Genomic DNA, 23992 nt, shown 5'->3' on the forward strand with positions numbered 1-23992 from the left:
AGGGAGCGGGGCCCTTGCGCGTGCTCAGCCCCAGGTACGGGAGCGCAGCGGCATCCCGGAGGCACCGGAATCGGGCGTTCTGACGGCCAGCACCTGGTTGACGCCGATGCGGTTGCGCTCGAAGGCGAGCGCGGAGGCGGCCATGTACAGCCGCCAGACGCGGGCGCGGCCGGGGCTGGTGAGCCTGACGGCCCGGGCCCAGTCGGCCTCCAGGTTGGCGACCCAGCGGCGCAGGGTCAGGGCGTAGTGCTCGCGGATCGACTCCACGTCGCGCACCTCGAACCCGGCGCGTTCGAGTTGGGTGACGGTGGTGCCGATGGGCTGGAGCTCACCGTCGGGGAAGACGTAGGAGTCGATGAACGCGTCGACCTCGTACGAGGATTCGTCCCGCTGCGGCCGCCGCCCGATCTGGTGGTTCAGCAGCCGCCCCCCGGGCTTCAGGAGCCGGTACAGCACATCGCAGTACTCCAAGTAACGCTCGGCGCCGACGTGTTCGGCCATGCCGATGGAGGAGATGGCGTCGTACGGCCCGTCGGTGACATCCCGGTAGTCCTGTACGCGGATCTCCACCTTGTCGGTGAGCCCCTCGTCGGCGACGCGCTTACGGGCGTAGGCCGCCTGCTCCTGGGAGAGGGTGATGCCGACGACGTTCACGCCGTACTCACGGGCGGCGTGGATCGCCATGGAGCCCCAGCCGCAGCCGACGTCCAGCAGCCGCACGCCGGGCCGGAGGGCCAGCTTGCGGCAGATGAGGTCGAGTTTGTCGCGCTGGGCGTCTTCGAGGGTGCCGTGCGGGGGCGGGGCCGGCCAGTAGGCGCAGGAGTACACCATGGACGGCCCGAGGACGATCTCGTAGAAGTCGTTGCCGACGTCGTAGTGGTGGCTGATGGCGCGTTTGTCGGAGCGCTTGGTGTGCAGATGGGCGCGCTGCCGGCGGACCTCCTCCGGGGGCGGTGCGGGCGGCAGCGGAAGTCCGCCGAGCTTGACGAGCCCGCGGACCCCGGCGCGCACCTCGGGGTCACGCAGGGACTCCACCAGCCCGCGGGCGTCCTCCCCCCGCTCCCACACCAGTCCCGCGAGCGCATCGAGGGCGGCGTACAGATCGCCCTCGATGTCGAGGTCCCCCGCGACCCAGGCGCGGGCGAGCCCCAGCTCACCCGGCTTCCACAGCAGCCGGCGCACCGCACGCCGGTTCCGTACGACGAGAGTCGGCGCGCCCGGCGGCCCCGCCTGCGAACCGTCCCAGGCGCGGATGCGCACCGGGAGCGGGGCTCCCAGCACCTGTTCGAGAAGACCCTTCAGTCGCACCGCGGCGTCGGCCATGGCGCACACCTCCGTGGAGAGGAGATCCCGGAATGTCCAACACCACGTAAACACCAGAAGGGCTCGGACGCAGTCCCCCACGCGCGTTACAGCAAGGTCAAAAGACGGCGGTGACCACCCTCTCAGCCCGTCCGGCGCTTGAGGACGAGGCCCACTCGGGGTCGAAGGGGGTCTGGGGGCGCCACCCCCAGGAACGCCGAAGGACCTCCCGCACCACGGACGGCAGGAGGTCCTTCGGTTCGTTCAGCGACCGGATCCGGTCAGGAGGCCTTGGCCTTCTCCTCGGTCTTGGCTGCCGCGGGCGCCGGCATCGGCTTGGCCGCCTCGTAGAACTCCTCGCGCGGGGACTCCAGCGCGCCCAGCGCCACGACCTCGCGCTTGAGGAACATGCCGAGGGTCCAGTCGGCGAAGACGCGGATCTTGCGGTTCCACGTCGGCATCGCGAGACCGTGGTAGCCACGGTGCATGTACCAGGCGAGACGGCCCTTGAGCTTGATCTTCATCTTGCCCATGACGATCATCGCCACGCCCTTGTGCAGGCCGAGACCGGCCACCGCACCCTTGTTGGCGTGCTCGTAGTCCTTCTGCGGGAAGCCCCGCATGCCGGAGATCACGTTGTCGCCGAGGACCCTGGCCTGGCGCAGCGCGTGCTGGGCGTTCGGCGGGCACCAGGCGTTCTCGTTGCCCGCCTTGCGGCCGACGAGGTCCGGGACCTGGGCGTTGTCGCCGGCGGCCCAGATGTAGTCGGTGCCCTTGACCTGGAGCGTCGGCTCGCAGTCGACGTGACCGCGGGGGCCGAGGGGCAGACCGAAGCGGGCGAGCGCCGGGTTGGGCTTGACGCCGGCGGTCCACACGATGGTGTTGGAGTCGACCTCGAGGCCGTTCTTCAGCACGACGTGGCCGTCGACGCAGGAGTCCATGGAGGTGGAGAGGTAGACCTCGACCCCGCGGGCCTCCAGATGCTCCTTGCCGTACTGGCCGAGCTTCGGGCCGACCTCGGGCAGGATCTTGTCGGCGGCGTCGACGAGGATGAACCGCATGTCCTCACGGGACACGTTGCTGTAGTACTTCGCCGCGTCGCGGGCCATGTCCTCGACCTCACCGATGGTCTCCGCGCCCGCGAAGCCACCGCCGATGAAGACGAAGGTGAGCGCCTTGCGGCGGATCTCCTCGTCGGTCGTGGAGTCGGCCTTGTCCAGCTGCTCGAGGACGTGGTTGCGCAGGCCGATGGCCTCCTCGATGCCCTTCATACCGATGCCCTGCTCGGCGAGGCCGGGGATCGGGAAGGTGCGGGAGACCGCGCCCATCGCGATGACCAGGTAGTCGAAGGGCAGCTCGTACGCCTCGCCGACCAGCGGCGCGATCGTGGCGACCTTGCGGTCCTGGTCGATGGTGGTGACCCGGCCGGTGAGGACCTCCGCCTTGGGCAGCACGCGTCGCAGCGGGACGACGACGTGGCGCGGGGAGATGCTGCCGGCGGCGGTTTCGGGGAGGAAGGGCTGGTAGGTCATGTACGACCGGGGGTCGACGACCGTGACGGTCGCCTCGCCGTAGCGCATCTTCTTGAGGATGCGCCGAGCTGCGTACAGGCCTACGTACCCACCGCCTACTACGAGGATCCTGGGACGCTCCGTGGTGCTCATGCCATCGAGTATCCACCCGCCTCAGGGGGGTCGCTCGTGCGCCCCTTCACAAGCTCTTGCAGGCCTTGTGCTACACTCCCCGGCCCGCGTGACGCAGGTCATGGTCACGATCGGGAACCCGACTCCGGCACAACCCGTTGTCAATGCCGCGTGAGCTGCCTCTCTGGCTCGGCGGACCCCCTGTGAGCGGGCGGAAACACCTTCCGCCAACGGCTCCCCGAAGCCCTCTTACACCGCCCATCTGAACATGTTCAAGGGCCTGTTCACCCCTCGGAAGGGGCAACCGGCCCGCATCAGCGGTTCTACAGGGCCGAAATCCTTGTGAAGAACTTCACGAACTTTCTTCGGCGGGTGCCGCGAAGGGGGCGCACAGGGCCCGGAAACGGGCTCACAGACCCCTCTCGGGAGCGCTCATACGCTAGCCGACCTGCTCAACCGACGGCTACCACCCAGTAATAAACGAGACGCGAGCCACCCTCCGTCGGCGACCTGGATCACCGTTCACCCGTCAGCCAGATTCCGCGTCACCCGTCAGCCACATTCCGCGCGCGCACGGACAGATGTGTGCATAGCGTGCAGCCATGATCACTCCACAGAAGGCCCGCAAGCGGGCCACCGCTCGAATAGTGTCGGTCAGCGCTGCCCTCGGCATCGCTCTCGCAGCAGGGGCCGCGACGGCCGCTGCCGCACCCGCTTCCCCCGTCGTCACCAAGGCCGTGGCGGCCCACGGCGGCCACGGCCACGGCCACGGCCACCACCACGGCCACCACGGTCACCACGGCGGCGACGACGGGTGCGTAGGCCTACTCGTCCTCATCTGCAATTGACGGACAACCCACCCGGGTTGAGACAACGGCCCCGGTACCTCGTGCGAGGTACCGGGGTCATTCCGTGCCACCGCGCGTCAGTCGCCGCGCTTGCCCTGGTCCGCGTTCTCCGCCACCTTGAAGGCGATGCCGTCGAGGATGTCGTGCTCGCTCACCACGACCTCCTCGGCGCCGATCCGCTCCATGATCGCGAGCAGCACCAGCGCGCCCGCCGCGATGACGTCAACTCGCCCCGGATGCATGGACGGTACGGCCGCCCGCTCCGCGTGGGTGGAGTGCAGCAGCCACTCGGTGATCTCCCGGACCCGGTCGTGGCTGATCCGCGAGTGGTGGATGCGGGTCGAGTCGTACTCGGGCAGCTCCTGGGCGATCGCCGACACCGTGGTCACGGACCCGGCGAGCCCCACCAGCGTGCGCGCCTCCCGCAGCGGCACCGTCTCCTCGGCGAGGTCGAGGGCCGCCTCGATGTCGGCCCGCATCGCCGCGATCTGCTCCTCGGAAGGCGGGTCGGAGACGGCCCCGCCCTGCACCAGATGACGCTCGGTCATCCGCACACAGCCGACGTCCACGGAGCGCGCCGCGCGGACGTGCTCCTCACCGACGACGAACTCGGTCGACCCGCCGCCGATGTCCACGACCAGGTAGGGCTTGGGGAGGTGGTCGTGTTCCGCCAGCTCCTTCGTCGCGCCCGTGAAGGAGAACTCGGCCTCCTGATCCCCGGTGATGACCTCGGGCTCGACCCCCAGGATGTCCATGACACCCCGCACGAACTCGTCCCGGTTCTCGGCATCCCGGGAGGCAGACGTGGCGACGAAGCGCAGCCGCTCGGCGCCGTGCTCCTTGATGACCGCCGCGTACTCACGACAGGCGGCAAACGTACGCTCCAGCGCCTCGGGAGCGAGCCGGCCGGTCCGGTCGACGCCCTGTCCGAGCCGCACGATGGTCATACGACGGTCCAGATCGACCAGTTCACCGCTCTCCGGGTGCACGTCGGCGACGAGGAGCCGGATGGAGTTGGTACCGCAGTCGATGGCGGCGACGCGGGTCATGGCGGGGCCCTTCTGTGATCAGGTGAGCTTCTCGACGCCGGTCAGCTGCCTTCAGCCCGTCCGGCGTTTGAGGACGAGGCCCTTTCAGGGCCGAAGCAGGGGTCTGGGGGCGGCAGCCCCCAGCGGGGTCGAAGGGGCAGCGCCCCTTCAAGGATGGGACGGGTAGGGGCGGCGGGGGCGAGATCACTCGGCCGGAACCACACACGGCCCCTTGCGCCACCACTCCGGCAGCATGGCAATCGCCTCGTCCCCCAGCGGATTCACCCCCGGCCCCGCGGCCAGCGAGTGCGCGACCAGCACATGCAGACACTTCACCCGATCCGGCATCCCGCCCGCGCTCGGAAACCCGGTCAGCTCCTCGATCTCGTCCCGGCGCCGAATGTAGTCCTCATGCGCAGCCCGGTACGCGGCAGCCAGCTCCGGATCACTCTCCAGCCGCTCCGTCATCTCCTTCATCACGCCGTTCGCCTCAAGGGTGCCGATCGCGGAAGACGCCTTCGGACACGTCAGGTAGTACAGCGTCGGAAAGGGCGTGCCATCGGGCAGCCGAGGCGCCGTCTCGACGACGTCCGGCTGCCCGCACGGGCACCGGTGCGCGATCGCGCGCAGCCCGCGCGGCGGACGCCCGAGCTGCTGCTTGAAGGCCTCGACGTCCGCGTCGGTGGGCTCGGTGCGCGGGGTGGGCGGCGGGGGCGTTTCCATGCCTGTCTTTCTGCCTGTTCTGTTCTGTTCCAGCCGGCCGGCTGGTCTCACTGATCGGAGGCGTCGGCCTTGTCGACCCCGTCCCAGATGTTCGAGTACCAGGGCCGGTCGGCCGCGTCCACGTCGGTCCGCGCCTGCTTGGCCGCGTCCGGGTCGATCACGATGTAACCGGTCTCCCCGGGCATCACATAGTGCAGCCGCTCCCGGATCTGCTGCTCGGCGTACGCGTCGTCCTGCCAGCGTGCCTTGAGGTCGCGCAGCTGCTCGACCCGCCGGGCGGCCTCCTCCTTCTGCCGCTGCAGATCGGCGATCTCGGCGCGCTGGGAGACGTACTGCCTTATCGGGTAGGCGAGCGCCACGACCATGGAGCAGACGACCAGCGCGAGCAGCGCGGCGCGTCCGGTGAGCCTGGAGCGCCGGGCCTGCCGCTTGGTCTGGGAGCGGTAGACACGGGCCGCCGTCTGCTCGCCGAGCAACCGGATCCTGGTCGCGGTGGAGAACCGGTCCCGGTCCTTCACGGCCATGTTCCCCGCCTCCCGTCTCACACGCGTACGTCCCCGCACACGGTACGGGACCGAGTACGGGGACGTACGTATGCCTGGCTATGCCTTAACCCTGTACGGCTCTACGGCTCAGCCCTTGAAGCGCGGGAACGCGCTGCGGCCGGCGTACACCGCCGCGTCGTCGAGGATCTCCTCGATGCGCAGCAGCTGGTTGTACTTGGCGACGCGCTCGGAGCGGGCCGGGGCGCCGGTCTTGATCTGGCCGCAGTTGGTGGCCACGGCGAGGTCGGCGATGGTGACGTCCTCGGTCTCGCCGGAGCGGTGGGACATCATGCACTTGAAGCCGTTGCGCTGGGCCAGCTCGACGGCGTCCAGGGTCTCGGTGAGGGAGCCGATCTGGTTCACCTTCACCAGCAGGGCGTTGGCCGCGCCCTCCTCGATGCCGCGGGCCAGGCGCTCGGGGTTGGTGACGAACAGGTCGTCGCCGACGAGCTGGACCTTGTCACCGAGCTTGGCGGTGATGGTCTTCCAGCCCTCCCAGTCGTCCTCGAACAGCGGGTCCTCGATGGAGACGAGCGGGTACGCGTCGACGAGCTCCGCGTAGTACTCGGTCATCTCGGCCGCCGAGCGCTCCTTGCCCTCGAAGGTGTAGACGCCGTCCTTGTAGAACTCGGACGCGGCGACGTCGAGCGCGAGCGCGATCTGCTCGCCGGGGGTGTAGCCGGCCTCCTTGATCGCCTCGAGGATGAGGTCGAGGGCGTCGCGGTTGGAGCCGAGGTTCGGGGCGAAGCCGCCCTCGTCGCCGAGGCCGGTGGCCAGGCCCTTGTTCTTCAGGACCTTCTTCAGGGTGTGGTAGACCTCGGCGCCCCAGCGCAGGGCCTCGGAGAAGGACTCCGCGCCGATCGGGGCGATCATGAACTCCTGGATGTCCACGTTGGAGTCGGCGTGCGAGCCGCCGTTCAGGATGTTCATCATCGGCACCGGCAGCAGGTGCGCGTTCGGGCCGCCCAGGTAGCGGAAGAGGGGGAGGTCGCTGGCCTCGGAGGCGGCGTGGGCGACGGCGAGCGAGACGCCGAGGATGGCGTTGGCGCCGAGGGAGCCCTTGTTGTCGGTGGCGTCCAGGTCGAACATGGCCTGGTCGATCAGGCGCTGCTCGGTGGCGTCGTAGCCGACCAGCTCCGGGCCGATCTGCTCGATGACGGCGAGGACGGCCTTCTCGACACCCTTGCCCAGGTAGCGGTTGGGGTCACCGTCGCGGAGCTCGATGGCCTCGAAGGCGCCCGTCGAGGCGCCGGACGGAACGGCGGCACGACCCGTGCTGCCGTCGTCGAGGCCGACCTCGACCTCGACCGTGGGGTTGCCTCGGGAGTCCAGGATTTCCCGGGCTACGACGACGTCGATGGACGGCACGAGCATCTCCTTCTTGGGATGTGACGCGGGTACGCAGACCGTGGTGGGTACTGCGAGACGAGCCTAACCGGCCCAGGCGGATCGGCCAGCGGTCGACCGGCCCGTGGACAGAACCGAGAGTAAATTGTTTCCGAACGGAACAAAAACCCCCGTACACAAAACCACCCCGCACAAAAAACCCCGCCCCGGTGCGTACGGGGGAACACGCACCGGAGCGGGGAGCCCGTGGGGACGGGGGTGGCCCTCACGAGGCCTTCATTATGAGGACCACGGATGGGAGGGCACTGTGGTTCAGCTGTCGCCGGGGTATTACTTCAGGTGCAGCTGCTGACCCGGGTAGATCAGGTTCGCGTCCTCGACGATGTCCTTGTTCAGCTGGAAGAGCTTCTCCCAGCCGCCCTTGACGTCGTGCTCCTCGGCGATCGAGCTGAGGGTGTCGCCCTTGACGACCTTGTACTCGCCGTCACCCTTCTTGACCTTCTTGCCGGTCGGGGTGGTGACGGTCTTGGTGCTCTTCTTGGCGGCCGGGCGGTCGGCGGAGCGCGAGGCCGACTGCTGCTCGGTGGAGCGCGTGGTCGTCTCGGTGCTCTGCGAGGAACCGCTCGCCGAGGAACCGTTGTAGGCGGCGCTGGACAGGCCGGTGCCGCAGTGCGGCCAGGCGCCCTTGCCCTGGCCCGCGAGGACCTTCTCGGCTATCTCGATCTGCTGGGCCTTGGTGGCCTTGTCGGCGGTGGAGGCGTACGCCGTGCCGCCGTACGCGGCCCAGGTGGAGGCGGAGAACTGCAGACCGCCGTAGTAGCCGTTGCCGGTGTTGATCGACCAGTTGCCGCCGGACTCGCACTGGGCGACGGCGTCCCACTCGGACGCGGTGGCGGCGGAGGCGCTGCCGGCCGCCATCAGCGGGGCGGCGACGGCGGCGGCACCGGTGACGCCGACGACGGCGATGGCGCGAGCGGCCTTGGACGGACGACGGTGCTTGCCCTTGCTGGAAAACAGCATGGAGAGATCCCCTCACCGACGCCTGCGAGGTGAGCTGTCGGGTTCGGGCCGGTTGAGTTGCCCGGCCGCGCACGCTCGCCTTTCGGCTCCCGTTGCGCGGCTTCACCCCTAGCCGATTCCGGCCGTGCGACCCCGAAAGGCCTCAACTGCCGGACCCGGCGCCTACCTTGGGTCCCCCGCTCCTGCCTACGGCGCTTGACGCGACGACTGTTCCCGTGCGGCCGCTGGCAGGATTCGGCGTTGCGGCAGCCGGGGCTCGGATTGCCGAGCGATCACGACCGTAGACACCCGAATCCCGGATTTCCAAAGACGATCAGGGCTTCTGAGATCTATCTCTCACTGCATTTAAAACGGACATTCAGCGCGAACCATGACGCGAACTCCCGCTGTTTTTCGCCCTGTTCGCCCCCTATTCGGCGGGGACTTCCAGGGTCTGACCGGGGAAGATGTGGTTGGCGTCAGTACCGATGGCCTTCTTGTTCGCGTCGTACAGCGCGGACCATCCGCCGTCGAGCTCAAGGGAGTCGGCGATGGACGCGAGAGTGTCGCCGGCGCGGACGGTGTACGAGGCGTGGCGGCCGGAGGGCTTGGCGGCACTGTCGGCGACCTCGCTCTCGTCGGCACTGGGCCCGCGATGACGCCCGTAGCCGGTCGCGGCGTCGGCCGTTGCCGCGTAGATCGCCCCCGTGTCGGCGAGCCCCCAGGAGCCCACATCCTGGCCGGAGTTGTCCTGATTGTCGCTCTCAGGCGTCTCCGCGGAGGAATCGTCGGGCGACTGTGAGGCCTTCACGGAGGGCGACGTATCGGACTTCGCCGAGCTGTCCGTCGAAGAGGAAGAGGAGGGAGAAGAGGACGAATCCTGGGACGATTCGGACGAACCGTCGGGAGAACCGCTCGGCGAGTTCGAGGAGTCCGATGAGCCGTCGGGTGAACCCGAAGGTGTCGACGAACCGGACGAATCGGAGGAATTGACCGAGCCGGATGAACTGGATGAGTTGGACGAATCCAGCAATCCGGAAGATCCGGACACCTCGGACGGCGAGTCCTCCGCGACGCCGGTGTCGAGGTCGACCGAACCGGAGTCCTTGGTGAGCCCGTTGACCACCGCACAGGTACCCCAAGGGCTGGTGCCCTGGTCCGCGAGGATCTTCTGGGCTACGGCGATCTGCTGGGAGCGGCTCGCGAGGTCGGGGCTGGAGGCGTAGTCGAGGCCGCCGTACTCGTCCCAGTCCTCCTGGGTCAGCTGCAGTCCGCCGTACTGCCCGTTGCCGGTGTCGGCACTCCAGGAGCCGCCGCTCTCGCACTCGGCCACCTTGTCCCACACGGTGCCCTCGGCAGCGCTCGCGCCCGTGGCTCCGAGCAGCGGGATGGCGATGGCGGAGCCGGTCACTCCGGCCGCGACAATGAGGGCCGGGGCCTGACGGGGGCGACGGTGACGACCGTTCCCGGAGAGCATGCGGGGGCCTTTCGCGAGACAGCAGGGACCGGCGCGACCGGTGATGCCGGGTGTTGCAGGGGCCGCGCTGATCCGTGAACGTATAGGCAGTCGATCACTTGTCACAAGTTAATGCCGCGTAGATCACGTGAAGATCACAGACTTGAGGGTCTCTCATCTTCAGGTGTGCGAAAGGGCTGTGCGGGGTAGGTGGAGCGTTTCGCTCCAGTCAGTGACCGGACGGCTGTGAACTGCGACGACGGCACTGCGCTCATGAAGCCGGTGTGAACTCGACGGGCAGCGTGCGCAGTCCGCGCATGATGAGGCCGCCTCGCCACCGCAACTCGGCCGGGTCCACGGCGAGTTCCAGATCCGGGAGGCGGGTGAGGAGCGTGGCGAGGGCGGTCTGGCCCTCCAGCCGGGCGAGCGGGGCGCCGAGGCAGTAGTGGATGCCGTGGCCGTAGCCGAGGTGCTGGTTGTCGCGGCGGCCGAGGTCGAGGACGTCGGGGTCGGCGAACCGCTCCGGGTCCCGGTCGGCGGCGGCCAGGACGACCAGGACGGGGTCGCCGGGTGCGATGTGCTGCCCGCCGATGGTGAGGGGTTCGGTGGCGAAGCGCCAGGTGGCGAGTTCGACGGGGCCGTCGTAGCGGAGGAGTTCCTCTACGCCCGTTTCGAGCAGGCCGGTCTCTGCGGCGGCGAGGGACTTCTGGAGGCGGGCGCGCTGCTCGGGGTGGGTGAGCAGGGCGTAGGTGCCGTTGCCGATGAGATTGACGGTCGTCTCGAATCCGGCGAACAGGAGGATGAAGGCCATGGCGGCGGCCTCGTTCTCGGTGAGGTGCTCGCCGTGGTCGGAGGCGCGGATGAGGCCGGAGATCAGGTCCTCGCCGGGGGTGGGGGCGTCGGGGAGTGCCTCGCGCTTGCGGTGGATGAGGTCGGCGAGATAGCCGCGCATCTTCTTGACGGACCGTGCGACACCGCCCCTCGGGCCGCCCTGGTGCCGGATCATCATGCCCGCCCAGTCCCGGAAGTCGTCCTGGTCCTCGCGGGGGACGCCGAGCAGGTCGCAGATGGCGTAGATGGGGAGCGGGAAGGCGAACTCGTGGATGAGGTCGGCGCTGCCCTTCTGCGCGAACCCGTCGATGAGGTGGTCCGTGAGCTCCTGCACGCGGGGAGCGAACTCGGCGACCCTGCGGGGCGTGAAGGCCTTGGAGACGAGCCGGCGCAGGCGGGTGTGATCGGGCGGGTCGATGTTGAGGAGGTGCGTCATCAACTCGGCCTTGCGCTCACCCGGGATACCGGTCTTGCCCTTGGCGTGCGCGGGTTCGTCGTGGTGGGCCGGGTTCTTGGAGAGCCGGCTGTCGGCGAGGGCCTGCTTGGCGTCGGCGTAGCGGGTGACCAGCCAGGCTTCTACGCCGCTGGGGAGGCGGGTGCGGTGCACGGGGGCGTGGTCGCGGAGCCAGGCGTAGGCGGGGTAGGGGTTGGTGGCGAACTCCCAGGTGAAGAGGTCGGGGGGTTCGGGGGTGGGGCTGGAGGGGGTGGGCTGGTCGGTCACTCCTTGACGGTATCCGGAGCGGTCGTGGGGGCGCGGCCCGGTGGTGGGGGGAGGGTTTCGGGGAGGCCGGTGGGGTTCGCGGCGGCCGCTTTGCGGAGCCATTCCTCGGCTTCCTCAGGCTTGCCCTGTCTCAGCAGCAACTCTCCGATGGACCGCGTGGCATCCGGGTTGGCTTTTGCGTGAGCCTGTTGGTACCAGGCCATCGCCTCGTCGAACCTCCCCTGGTGCTCCAGTGACCTTCCGAGGTGGTGTGCCGCATTGCGGTCGCCGGCCTCGGCCGCCTGCCGGTTCAAGCCCTCCACCTCGGCCTCGTCGTGCCCGGGCTGCCGCGAGAGGAGGAAGGCCAGTTCGGCCGCAGCACGCGCGTCACCCCATTGAGCCCCGTAGCGAAGCCAGATCTCCGCCTCGGGATCGCGCCAGCCGCTGAGGACCGTGCCCATGCTGGCCGCGACCTCGCGACGGCCTGCTGTCGCAGCCAGGCGGTACCACGTGACCGCCTCGTCGTCGCGGCCGTCCCCCACCAGCATGTCGCCCAGCTCATGCGCCGCCACTGCCTCACCGGCCTCGGCCGCCCTGCGCAGCCAGTGCTCGGCCCGGTCCCGCAACAGGCTCCCGAGTCTCGCCGCGGCCCTCGCGCTGCCCGCCTCGGCCGCCCGCTCCAGGTACGAGAGGGCGCTGCTCTCCTCTCCCCGGTCGCGACGAATCTCCGCCAGCTCCACGGCCGCCCACGGATCCCCCGCGTCCGCCGCCCGCCGCAGCCACACCTCACGCTCGTCGCCCTCGGTGCGCCGGGCGAACCCGAGCGCGACCGCCGTGTCCCCCGCCTCGACACGGGGGTACAGCGCATTGCGGGCCGCGTCGAGGACGGCGGTGAAGTCCAGCGCAGCGCCCGGCTCCCGGGCGGCGTCGAGCAGCGTCCACCACACCCCCTCCGGCACCGGCTCCAGGCCCTCCGACCGCAGCGCCTCCGCCACCAGCGCCCCGTACGCCCGCCAGGTGCCGTCCTCCTCGCCCGCAACGAGCAGTCCCGAAACCCCGAACATCGGTGCTGTCGCCCAGGCGAGGGCGTCCTCGAACGACTCCCGGTCCTCCGCCCGGTACTGCTCCTGGACCCTCCTGAGCAGCTCGGCCGGCACCGCTCCGGTGACCCCGCAGCGGGCGAGATCGACCGCCGCCCGGACCAGCAACTGCCCGCGGGGATGTTCCAGTTGGGTGCCCACGCGACGCCACTCGTCGTACAGGTGGTGCCCGACGGCGAAGTACGAAGCCACGCCCTCCCGCCCGCTCCACATGTACGCGGGGTACGCCCGCGGATCGTCGAGCGCCGCCAGCCGTGCCAGTTCCGCCTCGGTCCACTCGCGCGCCAGCTCCACGGTGCGCGCCGCGGCGACGACCCGGTCGCCGGGGGTGGTCCCGGTGCGGCGGCGGTAGTACTCGGCGAAGCTCATCGTGGCGAGCACGACGGCACCGAGATCGCTCAGCCGCCCCAGCAGGCGCAGATCCAGGCCACCCGCGCCGAGATGGCCGGTCAGTTCGTCCAGCCAGACGACGTATGCACCGGGCTTGCCGTGCAAGGCGGCGGCCAGGGGACGCAGGTCCTCGCCGGGGTCCGGGGCGTACAGGCGGTGGCCCTCCAATAAGCGCACGCCGTGCCATGCGGTGTACGACTTGCCCACGCACGGTTCACCCAGGATCAGCACGAGGCCCTTGTTGGCCAGCTTGGCCCGCAGGCCCTCCTCGCAGTCGCGCGGCACATACGGCGGCACGTCGGGCAGCCCGGGCACCGGTCGGGTCGGCCGCACGCCGAACTCCAGCGGCCCCACCTCACCGACCGGCCGCCACTGCCCCGGCGCGGGCACGGTGCCGTAGTGGTTGTGCTGCACCCCGACGACGCGGTCGTGGAACGTGGAGTCGCGGAAGTCGATGTGGTCACCGGCGATGTGGTGGGTGATGCCACCGGTCACCACATGGGCGTGGTCGCCGGTCACCGCGACGCCGATGTCACCGCCCGCCGCGATGGAACGAGGACCGCTCGCCGTGACGCCGGAGGCCATGCCGGTCGGTGGGGGTGCCGGGGCGTGCTCGGCCGCGATGGCCTGGAGGTCGGAGAACTCCCGGGGATGGTTTCTGCGCAGGAACGTCAGCAACCTGATCCAGTCGTCCGTGGACGCCCCTGCCGGTGTCATGATCCAGAGGTCCACCGCCCCGGGGACTCCCGACCGCTGCAGCACCTTCACGACCCGCCGCGATGTGGTCGGCGAGTCGCCCATGGCGCGGATCAGCTCGTCCCTGAGCTCCTCCAACTCCGTTGCCAAGCCGGCCCCCACACCTCGCACCCACCCGTTGCCCCAACGGTACTAAGAGGACACCCCCTCAGCAGCCCGCACGGCATCCCGGTAGGCCCGCGCGGCAACCCGCAACGCCGCCTCCGGATCCACCCCGGCCGCCTCCGCCCGCACCGCCATCGCGAGCAGCTCGTACCCGATGCCCTCCCCCACCGGCAGCGGCACCTCCAGTCCCGCCGTGCGGACCCGGGACGCCAGCTTCGCCGCGAGGGCGAGGCCGGGCTGGCCCAGGGGTATGCCCTCGGTCACCGACTCCCGCTGCTTCTCGACGGCCTTCGTGCGCAGCCAGTGCTCCTTGACCTCCTCGGGGGTCGTCGCCGTCTCGTCACCGAAGACGTGCGGGTGGCGGTGGATGAGCTTCGCGACGATCCCTCCGGCCACGTCGTCGATCGAGAAGGGCGCCTCCGGGTCCTCCTCGGCGATCCGGGCGTGGAAGACGACCTGCAACAGGACATCCCCCAGTTCCTCGCGCAGTTCGTCGCGGTCGCCGTCCTCGATCGCCTCGACGAGTTCGTACGCCTCCTCGATGCCGTACTTCGCCAGGCCCTTGTGGGTCTGCTGGGAGGACCACGGGCACTCGGCGCGGATGCGGTCCATGACCTGGACGAGGTCGAGGAGTCGGGCGCCGGGCAGGTCGTAGGAGGCCGGGAGCAGCTCCAGGTCCGGCATGCTGACGCGTCCGGAACCCGCGAGGCGGGCCAGGCCGTCCGTCAGAGCGGGCTCGCCCTCGCCGGTCGCGACGACCACGACCGTACGGCCGCCGGCGCACGCGTCGATCAGTTCCTCGGCGCTCGGGGCGGCCTCGTCGACGGCTATCCCGGCCTCCCGCAGATACGGCAGCTGCGGATGCGCGCCGTCCGCGCACAGCACGCGGTCGGCGCCGTGCAGCGCCTGCCACGCGGGCCAGGAGAGCAGGCCGGGCGCGACGCGGTGGCTGGTGGTGAGCAGGACGATGCGGCCGGGGGCGGCTTCTGGGCTGGTTGCGTTCACGATCCGAACGTAACCCACGTCGCCGACGGCACCCCGAGTTATCCACAGGCTGAGTTGTCCACAGCCGTACCGTCACATCGGCTGCTGGATCCCCGCCGCCGTCACCTCGCGCACCCACGGTGTCTTCGCGTCGGCCCGGCTGCTCTTCTGGACGTCCCAGGTGCCGTAGCGCGGGTTGAGGTCGATGTCGAGTTTCTTGGACGCCTCGGACAGGGCGTTCCAGAAGGCGGGCTTTCCGGTGTCGGTGCCGAGCGCGGTGGCGAGTTTCTGGGCCTCCAGCTGGAGGCGGAGGTTCTCGTCGAGGCGCTGCGGGGGGATGCCGTACTGCTGGAGCCAGGCCGCCTCCAGCGCCTTGGCGCCGCCGACCTGGTTCTCCAGGCCGCTGCGCATCCGCTGGAGCTCCTTGCGGGTGACGGTCACGCCCGCGTCCTGGGCGGCGCGGTGCAGCACCTGGTCGAGGACCATGGTGTGCAGGACGTCGCGCGGGAGGGTGCCGGACTTGGCGATGACCTGCGCGTACTGGGCGTCGTCGGACACGGCCGCGCGCTGCGCCGCGCGTACCTCGCTCACCCTGTTCTCCAGCTGTGCGACGGTGATCCGCTGGCCGCCGACGACGGCCGCCGCGCCCGGATGCGCATCGTTTCCGCAGGCAGTGAGGAGAGGGGCCGCGGCGATCGCGGCGGAGAGGAGGAGCGCGGTGCGACGGCGGCGGTGCAAGGAGACCTCCCGAGGAGAGCTTGTGCGACGGTGCACAAAGTCTTGCGGTGATCGATGGTAGGCAGTGGGCAAGCTCTGGCCAACCCATTCGACCAACGATTCATCAGGACTTCGGGCACCGAAGCACAGCGAAGCACCCCCGCCCGGCCCACTCGGCGCCCTGGGCGCCGTGATCGTGTAACCGTTCCGGGTCTCCTTCTGCTTGTCCCACAGGGCGTACCAGAGGTTGCCGGGCAGGTCCGTCCTGTCGGTCGCCGTGGCGATGGCCTTGGCGCCGGAGCTGGTGAAGCCGTAGAAACCGGCGCGGTAGATCTTGGCGCGCAGGCCCCGGAAGATCACAAGAGTCGCTCAGGGAACGGCAAAATCTAGCCGCGCACCTGCCCCAGCCACTGCAGCGTCCGCCGTACCTCTCCCGCGAGGGGGTGGCCGGGGCCGCGCAGGCGTTCCACGTCGAGCAGCAGGCGGGCCAGGGTGTCGTGGGCGGCGGGGCGGTCGCCGAGGGCGAGCAGGAGGTGGCCGATGCGGCGGCGGACGTCGTGGGCGAGCTCGGGGTCGCCGGAGACGTACTGGTTCTCGTAGTACGGCAGCAGCGCGCGGTACTCGGCGACCGCGGCCGCCGGTTCGCCGAGCTGTTCCAGGCACTGGGCGGCGTCGTAGCGGAAGCGCAGGGACTGCGGGTCGGCCTGGCCGGCCTCGGCGGCGCGTTCGTCGGCGAGACGGCGCAGTTCGGGCAGCGCGCGCCGGTACTGGCCGTCGTCCATGAGGGTGGCCGCGTACTGCTTGCGCAGCGTGCGTACGACCGGGGAGTGCTCGCCGTGCTGCTCGGCGGCGGTGGGCAGGATCGCGCCGAGGATGTCGACGGCCTGGGTGATGCGGCCCTCGCCGAGGAGGCGCTTGACCTCGTCGACGGCGCGCGCGACGTCCGGCTTCTCGTCGGCGGGTGTGACGGGGGTGGCGGGCGCGGGCTGGGGCGCGGGGGTGCGGGCGCGGTCCGGCCAGGGGGCGTGCGGGCGCAGGAAAGGGCGGGTGGGGTCGAGGGGCGCTCCGGTGGGTGTCCCGCGCGCGGGCAGGAGCTGTGCCAGGTCCTCGTACACCTCCTGCGCGGAGGCGGGGCGGTGCTGCGGGTCCTTCGCGAGCAGGCGCAGGACGAGGGCTTCGAGCGCCTCGGGGACCTCGGGGCGGATATGGCGCACGGGCACCGGCGGCTCGTACAGGTGCCGGTGCAGCACACCGAGCGCCGTCGAGCCGGAGAACGGCACGTCGCCGCTGAGGAGTTCGTGCAGGAGCACGCCGAGTGCGTACAGGTCGGTGTACGGGCCGACCGCGCCGCCCATCGCCTGCTCGGGGGCCATGTAGGCGGGCGAGCCGATGGGCGTGCCGGTGTGGGTGAGGCGGGTGGTGTCGGCGTCCATGACGGAGGCGACGCCGAGGTCGAGGACGGTGACCGTGCCGTCCTGCTTCACCATCACGTTGCGCGGCTTGAGGTCGCGGTGGACGATCGGTACGGCGTGCACGGCGCTCAGTACGGCGCACAGTTGCGCGGCGACCGCGACCGACCACTGCCAGGGATACGGGTCGTGCTCGGCGAGATGGGCGGAGAGGTCGACGCCGTCGACGTACTGCATGACGAGGAACAGCTCCTCGCCCTCGCTGCCCGCGTCGTGCACGGTGACGAGCCCAGGATGGTCGACCTGTGCGGTCACCCGGCACTCGCGCACGAACCGGCGGCGCAGCTCGTCCGCCTCCTGCCCGGCCACCTTGTCGGGGCGCAGCAGCTTCACCGCCACGCGCCGGTCGAGCCGTTGGTCGTACGCCGTCCAGACCTGTCCCATGCCGCCCTGTCCGATGAGCGTGGACAGTTCATAGCGGCCGGCGACGACACGTCCTGCCGCCACGGTCACCTTCCGCCCTCGTGGTTGCCGTCCTGCCGGCCGTCGTGCTGGCGCAGGTAGTCACTGAGCTCGTCGAGCTCGGCGCGCACCTGGTCGATGCGCGCGGGCGCGGGCCGCTGCGGGGGCGGCGGTACCGGGGTGCGGGACACCGGCGGCTGAGGCGCCGGTGCGTGGGGTATCGGGGTCTGGGGTGTCGGGGTCTGGGATATCGGCGGTGACTGCGGCACGGTCGTGGCGGTGTACGGCGACTGGGGCTGCGGATAGCCGTAGGCGGGGGCCGGTGGCCGCTGCGGGGCGTAGCCGGGGAAGCGGAGCTGGTGGAAGTGGCGTATCTCCGCGGAGAGGTAGTACGCGATCGAGGCCACGAGGCCGCCCAGGACGAGGGCGAGGCCCGTCCAGCCGCCGGGGGTGTGGATCTCGTCGCCGGGCTCGGAACCCATCAGGTACAGGCCGAGGAACTCCACCACGATCGACGCGGCGAACAGACACCAGTCAAGCGCCTTGCGGGTCACGATGGCCAGGCGCAGCATCATCGTCCACATCAGCAGGCCGAAGCTGCACACCGAGAGCACGACGAACAACACGCGCAGGAAGACCAGCACCCCGGTGGGCGGCGGCTGCTTCACCGGCTGCGTGTAGCCGTGGCCTTGCATGGCTGCTCCTGATGCCTGAAGTGGGCGTACGAAGCCGACCGCCCCTTTCGGTGCGGGCAACCTCGGTCGTGCGATTGTCGCTTCGAGCGTATAGGTCGACACCGACATACGGTCACCGGTTGTACCGAACCGTTGTCGTGCTGATCACTTCGTACGACGCCGCAGGTCGCACGGAGGCTCGGCTTCCGGCCCGGCCGCGCACGACCGGGCGGCCCGGCGGCTCACAGCGGGTGCCGCATCCACACGTTGGGCTCGACATACACCGCGTAGTCCCGCTCCGGCTCGCATCGCACCGGCACCAGCGCGCCGGGGACCTCGATGTCGCCGGCCGTGTCGAAGGGCAGACCGGTCCAGGTGCGCCACTGCCGCAGCGAGCCGACGACGGTCATGGAGGCCGGGGCGACGGAGTCGATGGTGGCGCCGGCGCGGGCGTGAACGCGCAGCCACGGGTCGTGGGGCAGGCCGTCGGGGCGTACGCGGTGGGCGTACTCCTCGATGGGGGTGTGCGGTTCGAGGTGCTTGGCGTTGGGGCGGACCGGGGCGACGACCTCGCTGAAGCCGTGGGCCCGGGCGTTGTCGCGCATCGCGGAGAGCATCCGGGCCGACAGGCCGCCGCCCTGGGCGTGCGGGGCGATGACGACGGAGATGGCGCTGACCGTGTCGGGCCGGGTGCCCTGGCGCAGGTCGGCGAAGGCCCACACCAGCACCTCGGCCCAGCCGCGGGCGGGCAGTCGGCCGCGGCCCTCGGCGGCGAGGGCGAACGGGACGCTGTAGGCGTGGGCGACGACCTCGCCGTACTCGTCCTCGGCGAACAGCGCGTACTCCGGGAGTTCGCGGGGGATCCGGCCGTAGTGGGCGTCACCCACGAGGTCCTGGATCGCGAACTGCGGCCATGTGTTCGCCATCTCGACGACCCGCTCGAGCATCTCGGGGCGTTCGGCGAGGCTCCATACCTTCAACTCCATGCCCGTCACGGTAAGCGCGGGGCGGCCGTGCCGGACAGCCGTTTTCGGCGCACCGCCGGGCACCGCGTCGCGCGGCGGGTCATCCCCCGCACTGACGCAGCATCATCTCCTTGTCGGCGGCCGTCACCGGCAGTTCGTACTTCAGGGACACCTGCGCGAAGCGCACCGCGTACGAGCAACGGATCCGCTTGTTCGGGGGCAGCCAGGACGCGGGGCCGGAGTCGCCCTTGGAGCCGTTGGTGGGGCCGTCGACCGGCATGAGGTTGAGGGGGTCGTTGGCGATGTCCTGGCGTTTGCCCTTCGGCCAGCGGGAGGCGCCCATCTGCCAGTCGTACGACAGCGGCATGACATGGTCGATCTGCACGGCCGTGGCACGGGACTTGGCCCACTCGATCGTCCGGCCCGTGTAGGGGTCGCGCAGGGTCATGGAGGTCACGACGCAGTCCGAGCCGGCGTGGAAGCGGACGTCCTCGCCGTCGCGTTTCAGGAGGTCGTTGCGGGTGTCGCAGCCGTTGCGCGCGAACGGGATGCCGCCCGGGGCGGAGTCCATCCAGGCGTAGCCGAACTCGTCCCGGTCGTAGCCCGTCTTGGGGCCGCGGCCCTTCGTCGCCACCTTCTCGATGAGGGCCCGCGCCTCGGCCCGGTCGGCGTCCGAGGTGAGGGGCGCGAGACCCGGTTTCGTGCCGTCGGGGTTGTCCAGCGGGCTCGCGGCGCGTCCGGAACCCCTGGCGGGGGCCGAGCCGGAGGGCTCGCCGTCCACGGGCAGGTCGACGTTCTCGCATCCCGCCAGAACCAGCACCATGCCGAGCATTGCCGCGGCGCTCGCCGCCCCGCCCCTCAGACGCATCACGATGCGCGCCTCCCCTTGCTGCCGGTTCCGCCCCGCACAGGCGGCTTTCCCTGGTACGCCGTCGCGAACACGGTAGCGACCCGGCGCACGGCGGCATCCAAGAGGTCCAGACCATAACGGGCTCAACCGAGCATTCCTCACAACCCGGGCGTATCGTCGGTGGTGAATCTCCTCCGGAAGGAGCTCTGGATGGGCATCTTCGACAGGTTCAAGAACCGTCAGGCGCAGGACAAGGGAAGGGACATGTCCGACGCCGCGGAACGCAAGGTCAACGAGAAGACGGGCAACAAGTACGAGAGCCAGACCGACGAGGCGCAGCGGCGGATGGAGCGCGAACTCGGTATGGACCGCGACAGGCCCGAGCAGCCGTAAGGCCGGAGACCACGGAGGGCTACGAGCCCCGTCGAGCACGGCGCCGACGCGGGGGCAGGCCCGCGAGGGCACGCCCCCACCGCCTCCACCGCCACCCCCTCTGCCGGCGCCCGCGTCACGGCCGGGCTTTCGCTGAACCACCTTGAGAACAGGGGCCGTCCGCGGAGACCCACTTCCCGCGGGCGGCTTCGTGCTGCCGGCCCACGACTACCGGGCCATCGGGCCAACCATCGACCATCGGGCCAACCAACGACCATCAAGCCCGACTACCGACCATGAGCCGCTCCCTGCCATCAACGCCTCCATAAGAGTCGGCAGTTGGTGTCCCGCCCCCGGCGCCGGGAAGGTCGGTGAGGCTCGCTCAGACCTTCCCGATCCCCAACGTCGTCTTCGACGGCAGCAGGCCGGAGGACAGCACCGCCACCCAGAACTCGCCGAGCAGTTCCACGAGGCGGTCGACCTCCTGAAGGGTCAGGGCCTGCCAAGGCGCGGCGGCGAGTCGGTCGGTGTGTTCCTCGACGGTGCGGCGCAGCTCCCGGCCCTCAGCCGTGGCCGTACCGTCGGCGTCGACCAGACCTCGGACCGTCAGGCGATCGCGGGCGGCTGCCCATTCCCCGGGGCTCCAGCCTCGGCTCTCGAAGCGCTCGACGGATGCGGCGCCTATCGCGGCGAAGGACACGAGCGACTCGACGGGGTCGAGGCCGGCCACCAGCAGTGCGGCTATGTGGCCGTCGCCACGATGTTCACGCAGGAGGGTCGCCGCGTGCCAGAGCTGGAGGTGGGGGGCCTGCGGCCAGTCCAGGGCGGCGTTGGCCGCGGCGAGCGGGCGGCCCGCGGTGCCGGCCGCCTCGGCGGCACGGCGGGCGAGGGCTGCGGCTTCCGCCAGCTCGGAGCTGTCCGTCCGGTCGCCGAATATCGCGTGGTACGCCCGGTCGACCCCCCGCACCCTCGCCCGCAACAGGGCCTCGGGGTCGGCGGTCTTCCACGCAGGGTCGATGTGTTCGGCGACCATGCGGGGGCTGAAGCTGTAGAAGGCGGACGTGACCCGTCCCGCGTCGACCGCGCCCAACGGCGCGGCGCGGTAGGGGAAGTAGCTCGGCCAGCGCTCCTCGGTGGGGTACCCGAGCGCGGCCGCCTCCTCGAAGACCTCCGGCGCGTAGTACAGCACCGCATGCAAAGGCTCCAGCAGGTGCCAGAGCTGACGTACGCGACCCGAGTCCAAACCACCGTCGTGCTTCACCATGACGCGACTCCCCCACTTCTATGGCGCGAGCTCCCCGAGCCCACAACTTGACACTGACAAGACTGCCCGACCCGAACCAAACTTGTCAATGACTAGATTCCGCGTACGCTACTGACCATGACCCCCCAACAACCGCCCGCAGAACAGCCGCCCGCACAGAAGCCGTCCACCCGCCGCCCCTACCACCACGGCAACCTGCGCCGCGCCATCCTCACCGCGGCGCTGGACGTCATCGCCGCCGACGGCCCGTCCGCGCTGAGCCTGCGCGACCTCGCCCGCCGCGCCGGTGTCTCGCATGCGGCGCCGGCGCATCACTTCAAGGACCGCACCGGACTGCTGACGGCGATCGCCGCCGAGGGGTTCGGGCTGCTCGCGGACACGCTCAACGCGGCCGGGGACCTGAAGGACGCGGGCGTGCGCTACGTCCGCTTCGCGCGCGAGCGCCCCGCCCACTTCCAGGTGATGTTCACTCCCGAACTGCTGCGCGCCGACGATCTCGAACTGACCACGGCCCGCACCCTCGCCGCCGAAGCACTCCGCGGCGCCGTCTCCGCCGTACTGCCCGAGAGCCTCGGTATCGACACCCGCCTGGCCGGCGTCGCGGGCTGGTCCCTGGCCCACGGCTTCGCCACGCTGCTCCTCAGCCACAACCTCGACGGACCGATCGGTGACAAGGACCCCGAGGATGTGTTCCGGACGCTGGCGACGACGCTCTTCCGGAGCGAATCCCGGAAAAACCCTTGACCTCAAGTCCACTTGAGGTCCCAGAGTGATCCGCATGACCACCGAAACAACGGACACGTCCATCGAGCAGGCTGACCTCAAGGCGATCGCACAGGTCGTCGCCACCGTCGAACGCACCCAGCGCGCCAAGGATCCCGAAGGCTTCCTCGCCCTCTTCCACCCCGACGCCCTCTGGACCACCGCGCACGGCAAGGTCCTCATCGGCCTCGACGCGATCGCCGAGTTCACCCGCGCCGTACTGCCCACCGCCACGTGGGACGGCGAGGTCACCTACGAGGTGGCGCACACGCAGTTCCTGCGGCCCGACGTGGCGGCCGTGAAGGTCCGGCAGGTCTACCACTCGCCGAACGGCGTCACGCAGGGCGCTCCGCTGTACGTCATGACCAGGCAGGACGACGGACGGTGGCTGTTGCACGCCTGCCAGAACACCGAGGTGCGGGCCGAACAGGAGGGACCTCGCGCCTGACGACCTGACGTGGACGGCTTGACGTGGACGACCTGACGTCGACGACTTGACCTTGACGCCGGCGACAAGGTCCGACCGTCGTATCCATGAATGCCGTAGAACCCCGCACCGTCATCGTCACCGGCGCCGGCACCGGTATCGGCCGCGCCACCGCACGCGCCTTCGCCGCCGAAGGGGCGAACGTCCTCGCCGTCGGCCGGCGTGCCGCGCCCCTCGCCGAGACCGCCGCGGACGCGGTGGACCGTATCTCGCCGCTCACCGCTGACATCACGGCCGACGACGGCCCCGAGACCGTCGTCCGTGCGGCGCTGGAGCGGTACGGCGGCGTCGATGTGCTGATCAACAACGCCGCCGTCGTCAACGCCGAGTCCCTGCGCACCTACACCCGCGCCTCGATCGAGCCCCAGCTCGCCACGAACCTCCTCGCGCCCGTGCTGCTCACCCAGGCCGCTCTCCCGGCGCTGGAGGACAGCCGCGGCGTCATCGTCAACGTGACGACGTCCGTCGGCCAGCGCGGCTGGCCCGGCAACTCCCTGTACGCGGCCGGGAAGGCGGCCCTCGAAGTGCTCACCCGGAGCTGGGCGGTCGAGCTTGCGCCGCACGGGATCCGGGTAGCCGCCGTGGCTCCCGGTGCGATCGAGACGCCGATCGGCGACCACGCGGGCTACACAGCCGAGCAACGGGCCGCGATCCGCCGGTGGCAGTTGGCGCAGACGCCGCTGGGCCGGGTCGGCCGCCCCGAGGAGGTCGCTTGGGCGATCACCCGACTGGCCTCGCCGCAGGCGTCGTTCATCACGGGTGTGATCCTTCCGGTGGACGGCGGTGCCGTAGTCGGATGAGACTCGCTCCCATGGGACGACGACCGCCGCGGCAGCCTCCGGAACAGCCCCCTATGCGGATCGGCGAGCTCGCCGAAGCGACCGGCACGACGCCACGCGCCCTGCGGCACTACGAGCAGGCGGGCCTCATCACGTCGGAGCGGGCGGCGAACGGCTACCGGCTCTACGACGCCGCCGCCGTCGTGCGTGTCCGCAACATCCGGCACCTCGTGGACGCGGGGCTGACCCTCGACGACGTCCGCGTCTTCCTGCCGTGCCTGGACGGCGACGTGACCGAGGGTCCCCTCTCCGACAAGGCCCTCCGGGTCGCCCTCGACCGTCTGGCCGTGATGGACGAGCGCATCGCGGCGCAGGTCGCCGTGCGGGACCGGCTGGCGGCGGCCCTGGGCGACGCGATCAGCGGGCGCGTACGGCCGGTCGCCTGAGCCTGAGCCGTTTCCGTGTGCGGCACCGCGTCCGGGTGCCGCACACGG

Annotated in this window: 23 protein-coding genes and 1 riboswitch; of the genes, 6 read left to right on the plus strand and 17 right to left on the minus strand. The window is 70.5% G+C overall.

All coding sequences use genetic code 11. The features are described 5' to 3' along the window. Positions 1-24: 24 nt before the first annotated feature. A complete protein-coding gene (locus tag ACQEV2_RS17355; protein WP_433041639.1) occupies positions 25-1323 on the minus strand; it encodes a class I SAM-dependent methyltransferase in 1299 nt (432 codons plus the stop codon). Between the two features lie 260 nt (positions 1324-1583). Then, the gene (locus ACQEV2_RS17360; RefSeq protein ID WP_433041642.1) at positions 1584-2966 is read right to left on the minus strand and encodes an NAD(P)/FAD-dependent oxidoreductase; all 1383 of its coding nucleotides are present in this window, start codon (positions 2964-2966) and stop codon (positions 1584-1586) included. A 581-nt stretch (positions 2967-3547) separates the two neighbouring features. On the opposite strand from ACQEV2_RS17360, the gene ACQEV2_RS17365 reads away from it, so the two are divergent. Continuing rightward, complete coding sequence (locus tag ACQEV2_RS17365) at positions 3548-3793, plus strand: hypothetical protein (RefSeq protein WP_433041645.1); 246 nt, start codon at positions 3548-3550, stop codon at positions 3791-3793. Positions 3794-3870: 77 nt separating this feature from the next. On the opposite strand, the gene ACQEV2_RS17370 is transcribed toward ACQEV2_RS17365, so the two are convergent. From ACQEV2_RS17370 to ACQEV2_RS17435, 14 genes are all read right to left on the minus strand, one after another. Next, positions 3871-4842 carry an exopolyphosphatase gene (locus ACQEV2_RS17370; RefSeq protein WP_433041648.1) on the minus strand — a complete coding sequence of 324 codons (972 nt, stop codon included), beginning with the start codon at positions 4840-4842 and terminating at the stop codon, positions 3871-3873. Positions 4843-5025: 183 nt separating this feature from the next. Next, positions 5026-5544, minus strand: coding sequence for a DUF501 domain-containing protein (locus ACQEV2_RS17375; RefSeq protein ID WP_433041651.1), 519 nt, complete (start codon positions 5542-5544; stop codon positions 5026-5028). A 47-nt stretch (positions 5545-5591) separates the two neighbouring features. Then, complete coding sequence (locus ACQEV2_RS17380) at positions 5592-6068, minus strand: FtsB family cell division protein (protein ID WP_433041654.1); 477 nt, start codon at positions 6066-6068, stop codon at positions 5592-5594. A gap of 108 nt (positions 6069-6176) precedes the next feature. Then, entirely contained in the window at positions 6177-7457 is a 1281-nt protein-coding gene (gene eno / locus ACQEV2_RS17385) for a phosphopyruvate hydratase (protein WP_433041657.1), read from the minus strand. 309 nt (positions 7458-7766) lie between these two features. Beyond that, positions 7767-8456, minus strand: coding sequence for a transglycosylase family protein (locus tag ACQEV2_RS17390; protein WP_433041660.1), 690 nt, complete (start codon positions 8454-8456; stop codon positions 7767-7769). A 4-nt stretch (positions 8457-8460) separates the two neighbouring features. Continuing rightward, positions 8461-8660, minus strand: a riboswitch (cyclic di-AMP (ydaO/yuaA leader). 205 nt (positions 8661-8865) lie between these two features. Then, complete coding sequence (locus ACQEV2_RS17395; RefSeq protein WP_433041663.1) at positions 8866-9912, minus strand: transglycosylase family protein; 1047 nt, start codon at positions 9910-9912, stop codon at positions 8866-8868. A 250-nt stretch (positions 9913-10162) separates the two neighbouring features. Further along, positions 10163-11443, minus strand: coding sequence for a cytochrome P450 family protein (locus ACQEV2_RS17400; protein WP_433041666.1), 1281 nt, complete (start codon positions 11441-11443; stop codon positions 10163-10165). Further along, positions 11440-13758: a tetratricopeptide repeat protein gene (locus tag ACQEV2_RS17405; RefSeq protein WP_433041669.1), complete on the minus strand. Its 2319-nt coding sequence runs from the start codon at positions 13756-13758 to the stop codon at positions 11440-11442. The genes ACQEV2_RS17400 and ACQEV2_RS17405 overlap by 4 nt, the downstream gene beginning before the upstream one ends. A gap of 42 nt (positions 13759-13800) precedes the next feature. Continuing rightward, positions 13801-14778 carry a nucleoside triphosphate pyrophosphohydrolase gene (locus tag ACQEV2_RS17410; RefSeq protein ID WP_433041672.1) on the minus strand — a complete coding sequence of 326 codons (978 nt, stop codon included), beginning with the start codon at positions 14776-14778 and terminating at the stop codon, positions 13801-13803. Positions 14779-14850: 72 nt separating this feature from the next. Next, positions 14851-15495, minus strand: coding sequence for a SurA N-terminal domain-containing protein (locus ACQEV2_RS17415; protein ID WP_433041675.1), 645 nt, complete (start codon positions 15493-15495; stop codon positions 14851-14853). Between the two features lie 365 nt (positions 15496-15860). Continuing rightward, complete coding sequence (locus tag ACQEV2_RS17420) at positions 15861-17354, minus strand: protein kinase domain-containing protein (RefSeq protein WP_433054524.1); 1494 nt, start codon at positions 17352-17354, stop codon at positions 15861-15863. A gap of 38 nt (positions 17355-17392) precedes the next feature. Beyond that, a complete protein-coding gene (locus ACQEV2_RS17425; RefSeq protein WP_433041678.1) occupies positions 17393-18040 on the minus strand; it encodes a hypothetical protein in 648 nt (215 codons plus the stop codon). A gap of 221 nt (positions 18041-18261) precedes the next feature. Further along, positions 18262-19005: an N-acetyltransferase gene (locus tag ACQEV2_RS17430; protein WP_433041681.1), complete on the minus strand. Its 744-nt coding sequence runs from the start codon at positions 19003-19005 to the stop codon at positions 18262-18264. Between the two features lie 79 nt (positions 19006-19084). After that, positions 19085-19852: an HNH endonuclease family protein gene (locus ACQEV2_RS17435; RefSeq protein WP_433054527.1), complete on the minus strand. Its 768-nt coding sequence runs from the start codon at positions 19850-19852 to the stop codon at positions 19085-19087. 192 nt (positions 19853-20044) lie between these two features. On the opposite strand from ACQEV2_RS17435, the gene ACQEV2_RS17440 reads away from it, so the two are divergent. Beyond that, on the plus strand, positions 20045-20227 hold the full coding sequence (locus ACQEV2_RS17440; protein WP_433041684.1) for an Rv0909 family putative TA system antitoxin: 183 nt from the start codon (positions 20045-20047) through the stop codon (positions 20225-20227). A 361-nt stretch (positions 20228-20588) separates the two neighbouring features. On the opposite strand, the gene ACQEV2_RS17445 is transcribed toward ACQEV2_RS17440, so the two are convergent. Next, on the minus strand, positions 20589-21470 hold the full coding sequence (locus ACQEV2_RS17445; protein ID WP_433041687.1) for an SCO6745 family protein: 882 nt from the start codon (positions 21468-21470) through the stop codon (positions 20589-20591). A 117-nt stretch (positions 21471-21587) separates the two neighbouring features. Here ACQEV2_RS17445 and ACQEV2_RS17450 point away from each other — a divergent pair, with 117 nt between their 5' ends. The 4 genes from ACQEV2_RS17450 (at position 21588) to ACQEV2_RS17465 (ending at position 23944) form a co-directional block, all read left to right on the plus strand. After that, complete coding sequence (locus ACQEV2_RS17450) at positions 21588-22214, plus strand: TetR/AcrR family transcriptional regulator (RefSeq protein WP_433041690.1); 627 nt, start codon at positions 21588-21590, stop codon at positions 22212-22214. Between the two features lie 34 nt (positions 22215-22248). Next, the gene (locus ACQEV2_RS17455; RefSeq protein WP_433041693.1) at positions 22249-22680 is read left to right on the plus strand and encodes an SgcJ/EcaC family oxidoreductase; all 432 of its coding nucleotides are present in this window, start codon (positions 22249-22251) and stop codon (positions 22678-22680) included. Positions 22681-22766: 86 nt separating this feature from the next. Continuing rightward, a complete protein-coding gene (locus ACQEV2_RS17460) occupies positions 22767-23519 on the plus strand; it encodes an SDR family NAD(P)-dependent oxidoreductase (protein ID WP_433041697.1) in 753 nt (250 codons plus the stop codon). 53 nt (positions 23520-23572) lie between these two features. After that, positions 23573-23944, plus strand: coding sequence for a MerR family transcriptional regulator (locus ACQEV2_RS17465; RefSeq protein WP_433054530.1), 372 nt, complete (start codon positions 23573-23575; stop codon positions 23942-23944). Positions 23945-23992 lie beyond the last annotated feature (48 nt).

It is taken from the genome of Streptomyces sp. CA-251387 (assembly GCF_050936625.1).
In the GTDB taxonomy this organism is placed as follows: Bacteria; Actinomycetota; Actinomycetes; order Streptomycetales; family Streptomycetaceae; genus Streptomyces.

Coding starts and splice junctions, on each gene's coding strand:
- ACQEV2_RS17355 (WP_433041639.1), bottom strand. CDS start 1,323: ATGGCCGACGCCGCGGTGCGACTGAAGGGTCTTCTCGAACAGGTGCTG.
- ACQEV2_RS17360 (WP_433041642.1), bottom strand. CDS start 2,966: ATGAGCACCACGGAGCGTCCCAGGATCCTCGTAGTAGGCGGTGGGTAC.
- ACQEV2_RS17365 (WP_433041645.1), top strand. CDS start 3,548: ATGATCACTCCACAGAAGGCCCGCAAGCGGGCCACCGCTCGAATAGTG.
- ACQEV2_RS17370 (WP_433041648.1), bottom strand. CDS start 4,842: ATGACCCGCGTCGCCGCCATCGACTGCGGTACCAACTCCATCCGGCTC.
- ACQEV2_RS17375 (WP_433041651.1), bottom strand. CDS start 5,544: ATGGAAACGCCCCCGCCGCCCACCCCGCGCACCGAGCCCACCGACGCG.
- ACQEV2_RS17380 (WP_433041654.1), bottom strand. CDS start 6,068: ATGGCCGTGAAGGACCGGGACCGGTTCTCCACCGCGACCAGGATCCGG.
- ACQEV2_RS17390 (WP_433041660.1), bottom strand. CDS start 8,456: ATGCTGTTTTCCAGCAAGGGCAAGCACCGTCGTCCGTCCAAGGCCGCT.
- ACQEV2_RS17395 (WP_433041663.1), bottom strand. CDS start 9,912: ATGCTCTCCGGGAACGGTCGTCACCGTCGCCCCCGTCAGGCCCCGGCC.
- ACQEV2_RS17425 (WP_433041678.1), bottom strand. CDS start 18,040: ATGCAAGGCCACGGCTACACGCAGCCGGTGAAGCAGCCGCCGCCCACC.
- ACQEV2_RS17430 (WP_433041681.1), bottom strand. CDS start 19,005: ATGGAGTTGAAGGTATGGAGCCTCGCCGAACGCCCCGAGATGCTCGAG.
- ACQEV2_RS17435 (WP_433054527.1), bottom strand. CDS start 19,852: ATGCGTCTGAGGGGCGGGGCGGCGAGCGCCGCGGCAATGCTCGGCATG.
- ACQEV2_RS17440 (WP_433041684.1), top strand. CDS start 20,045: ATGGGCATCTTCGACAGGTTCAAGAACCGTCAGGCGCAGGACAAGGGA.
- ACQEV2_RS17445 (WP_433041687.1), bottom strand. CDS start 21,470: ATGGTGAAGCACGACGGTGGTTTGGACTCGGGTCGCGTACGTCAGCTC.
- ACQEV2_RS17450 (WP_433041690.1), top strand. CDS start 21,588: ATGACCCCCCAACAACCGCCCGCAGAACAGCCGCCCGCACAGAAGCCG.
- ACQEV2_RS17455 (WP_433041693.1), top strand. CDS start 22,249: ATGACCACCGAAACAACGGACACGTCCATCGAGCAGGCTGACCTCAAG.
- ACQEV2_RS17460 (WP_433041697.1), top strand. CDS start 22,767: ATGAATGCCGTAGAACCCCGCACCGTCATCGTCACCGGCGCCGGCACC.
- ACQEV2_RS17465 (WP_433054530.1), top strand. CDS start 23,573: ATGCGGATCGGCGAGCTCGCCGAAGCGACCGGCACGACGCCACGCGCC.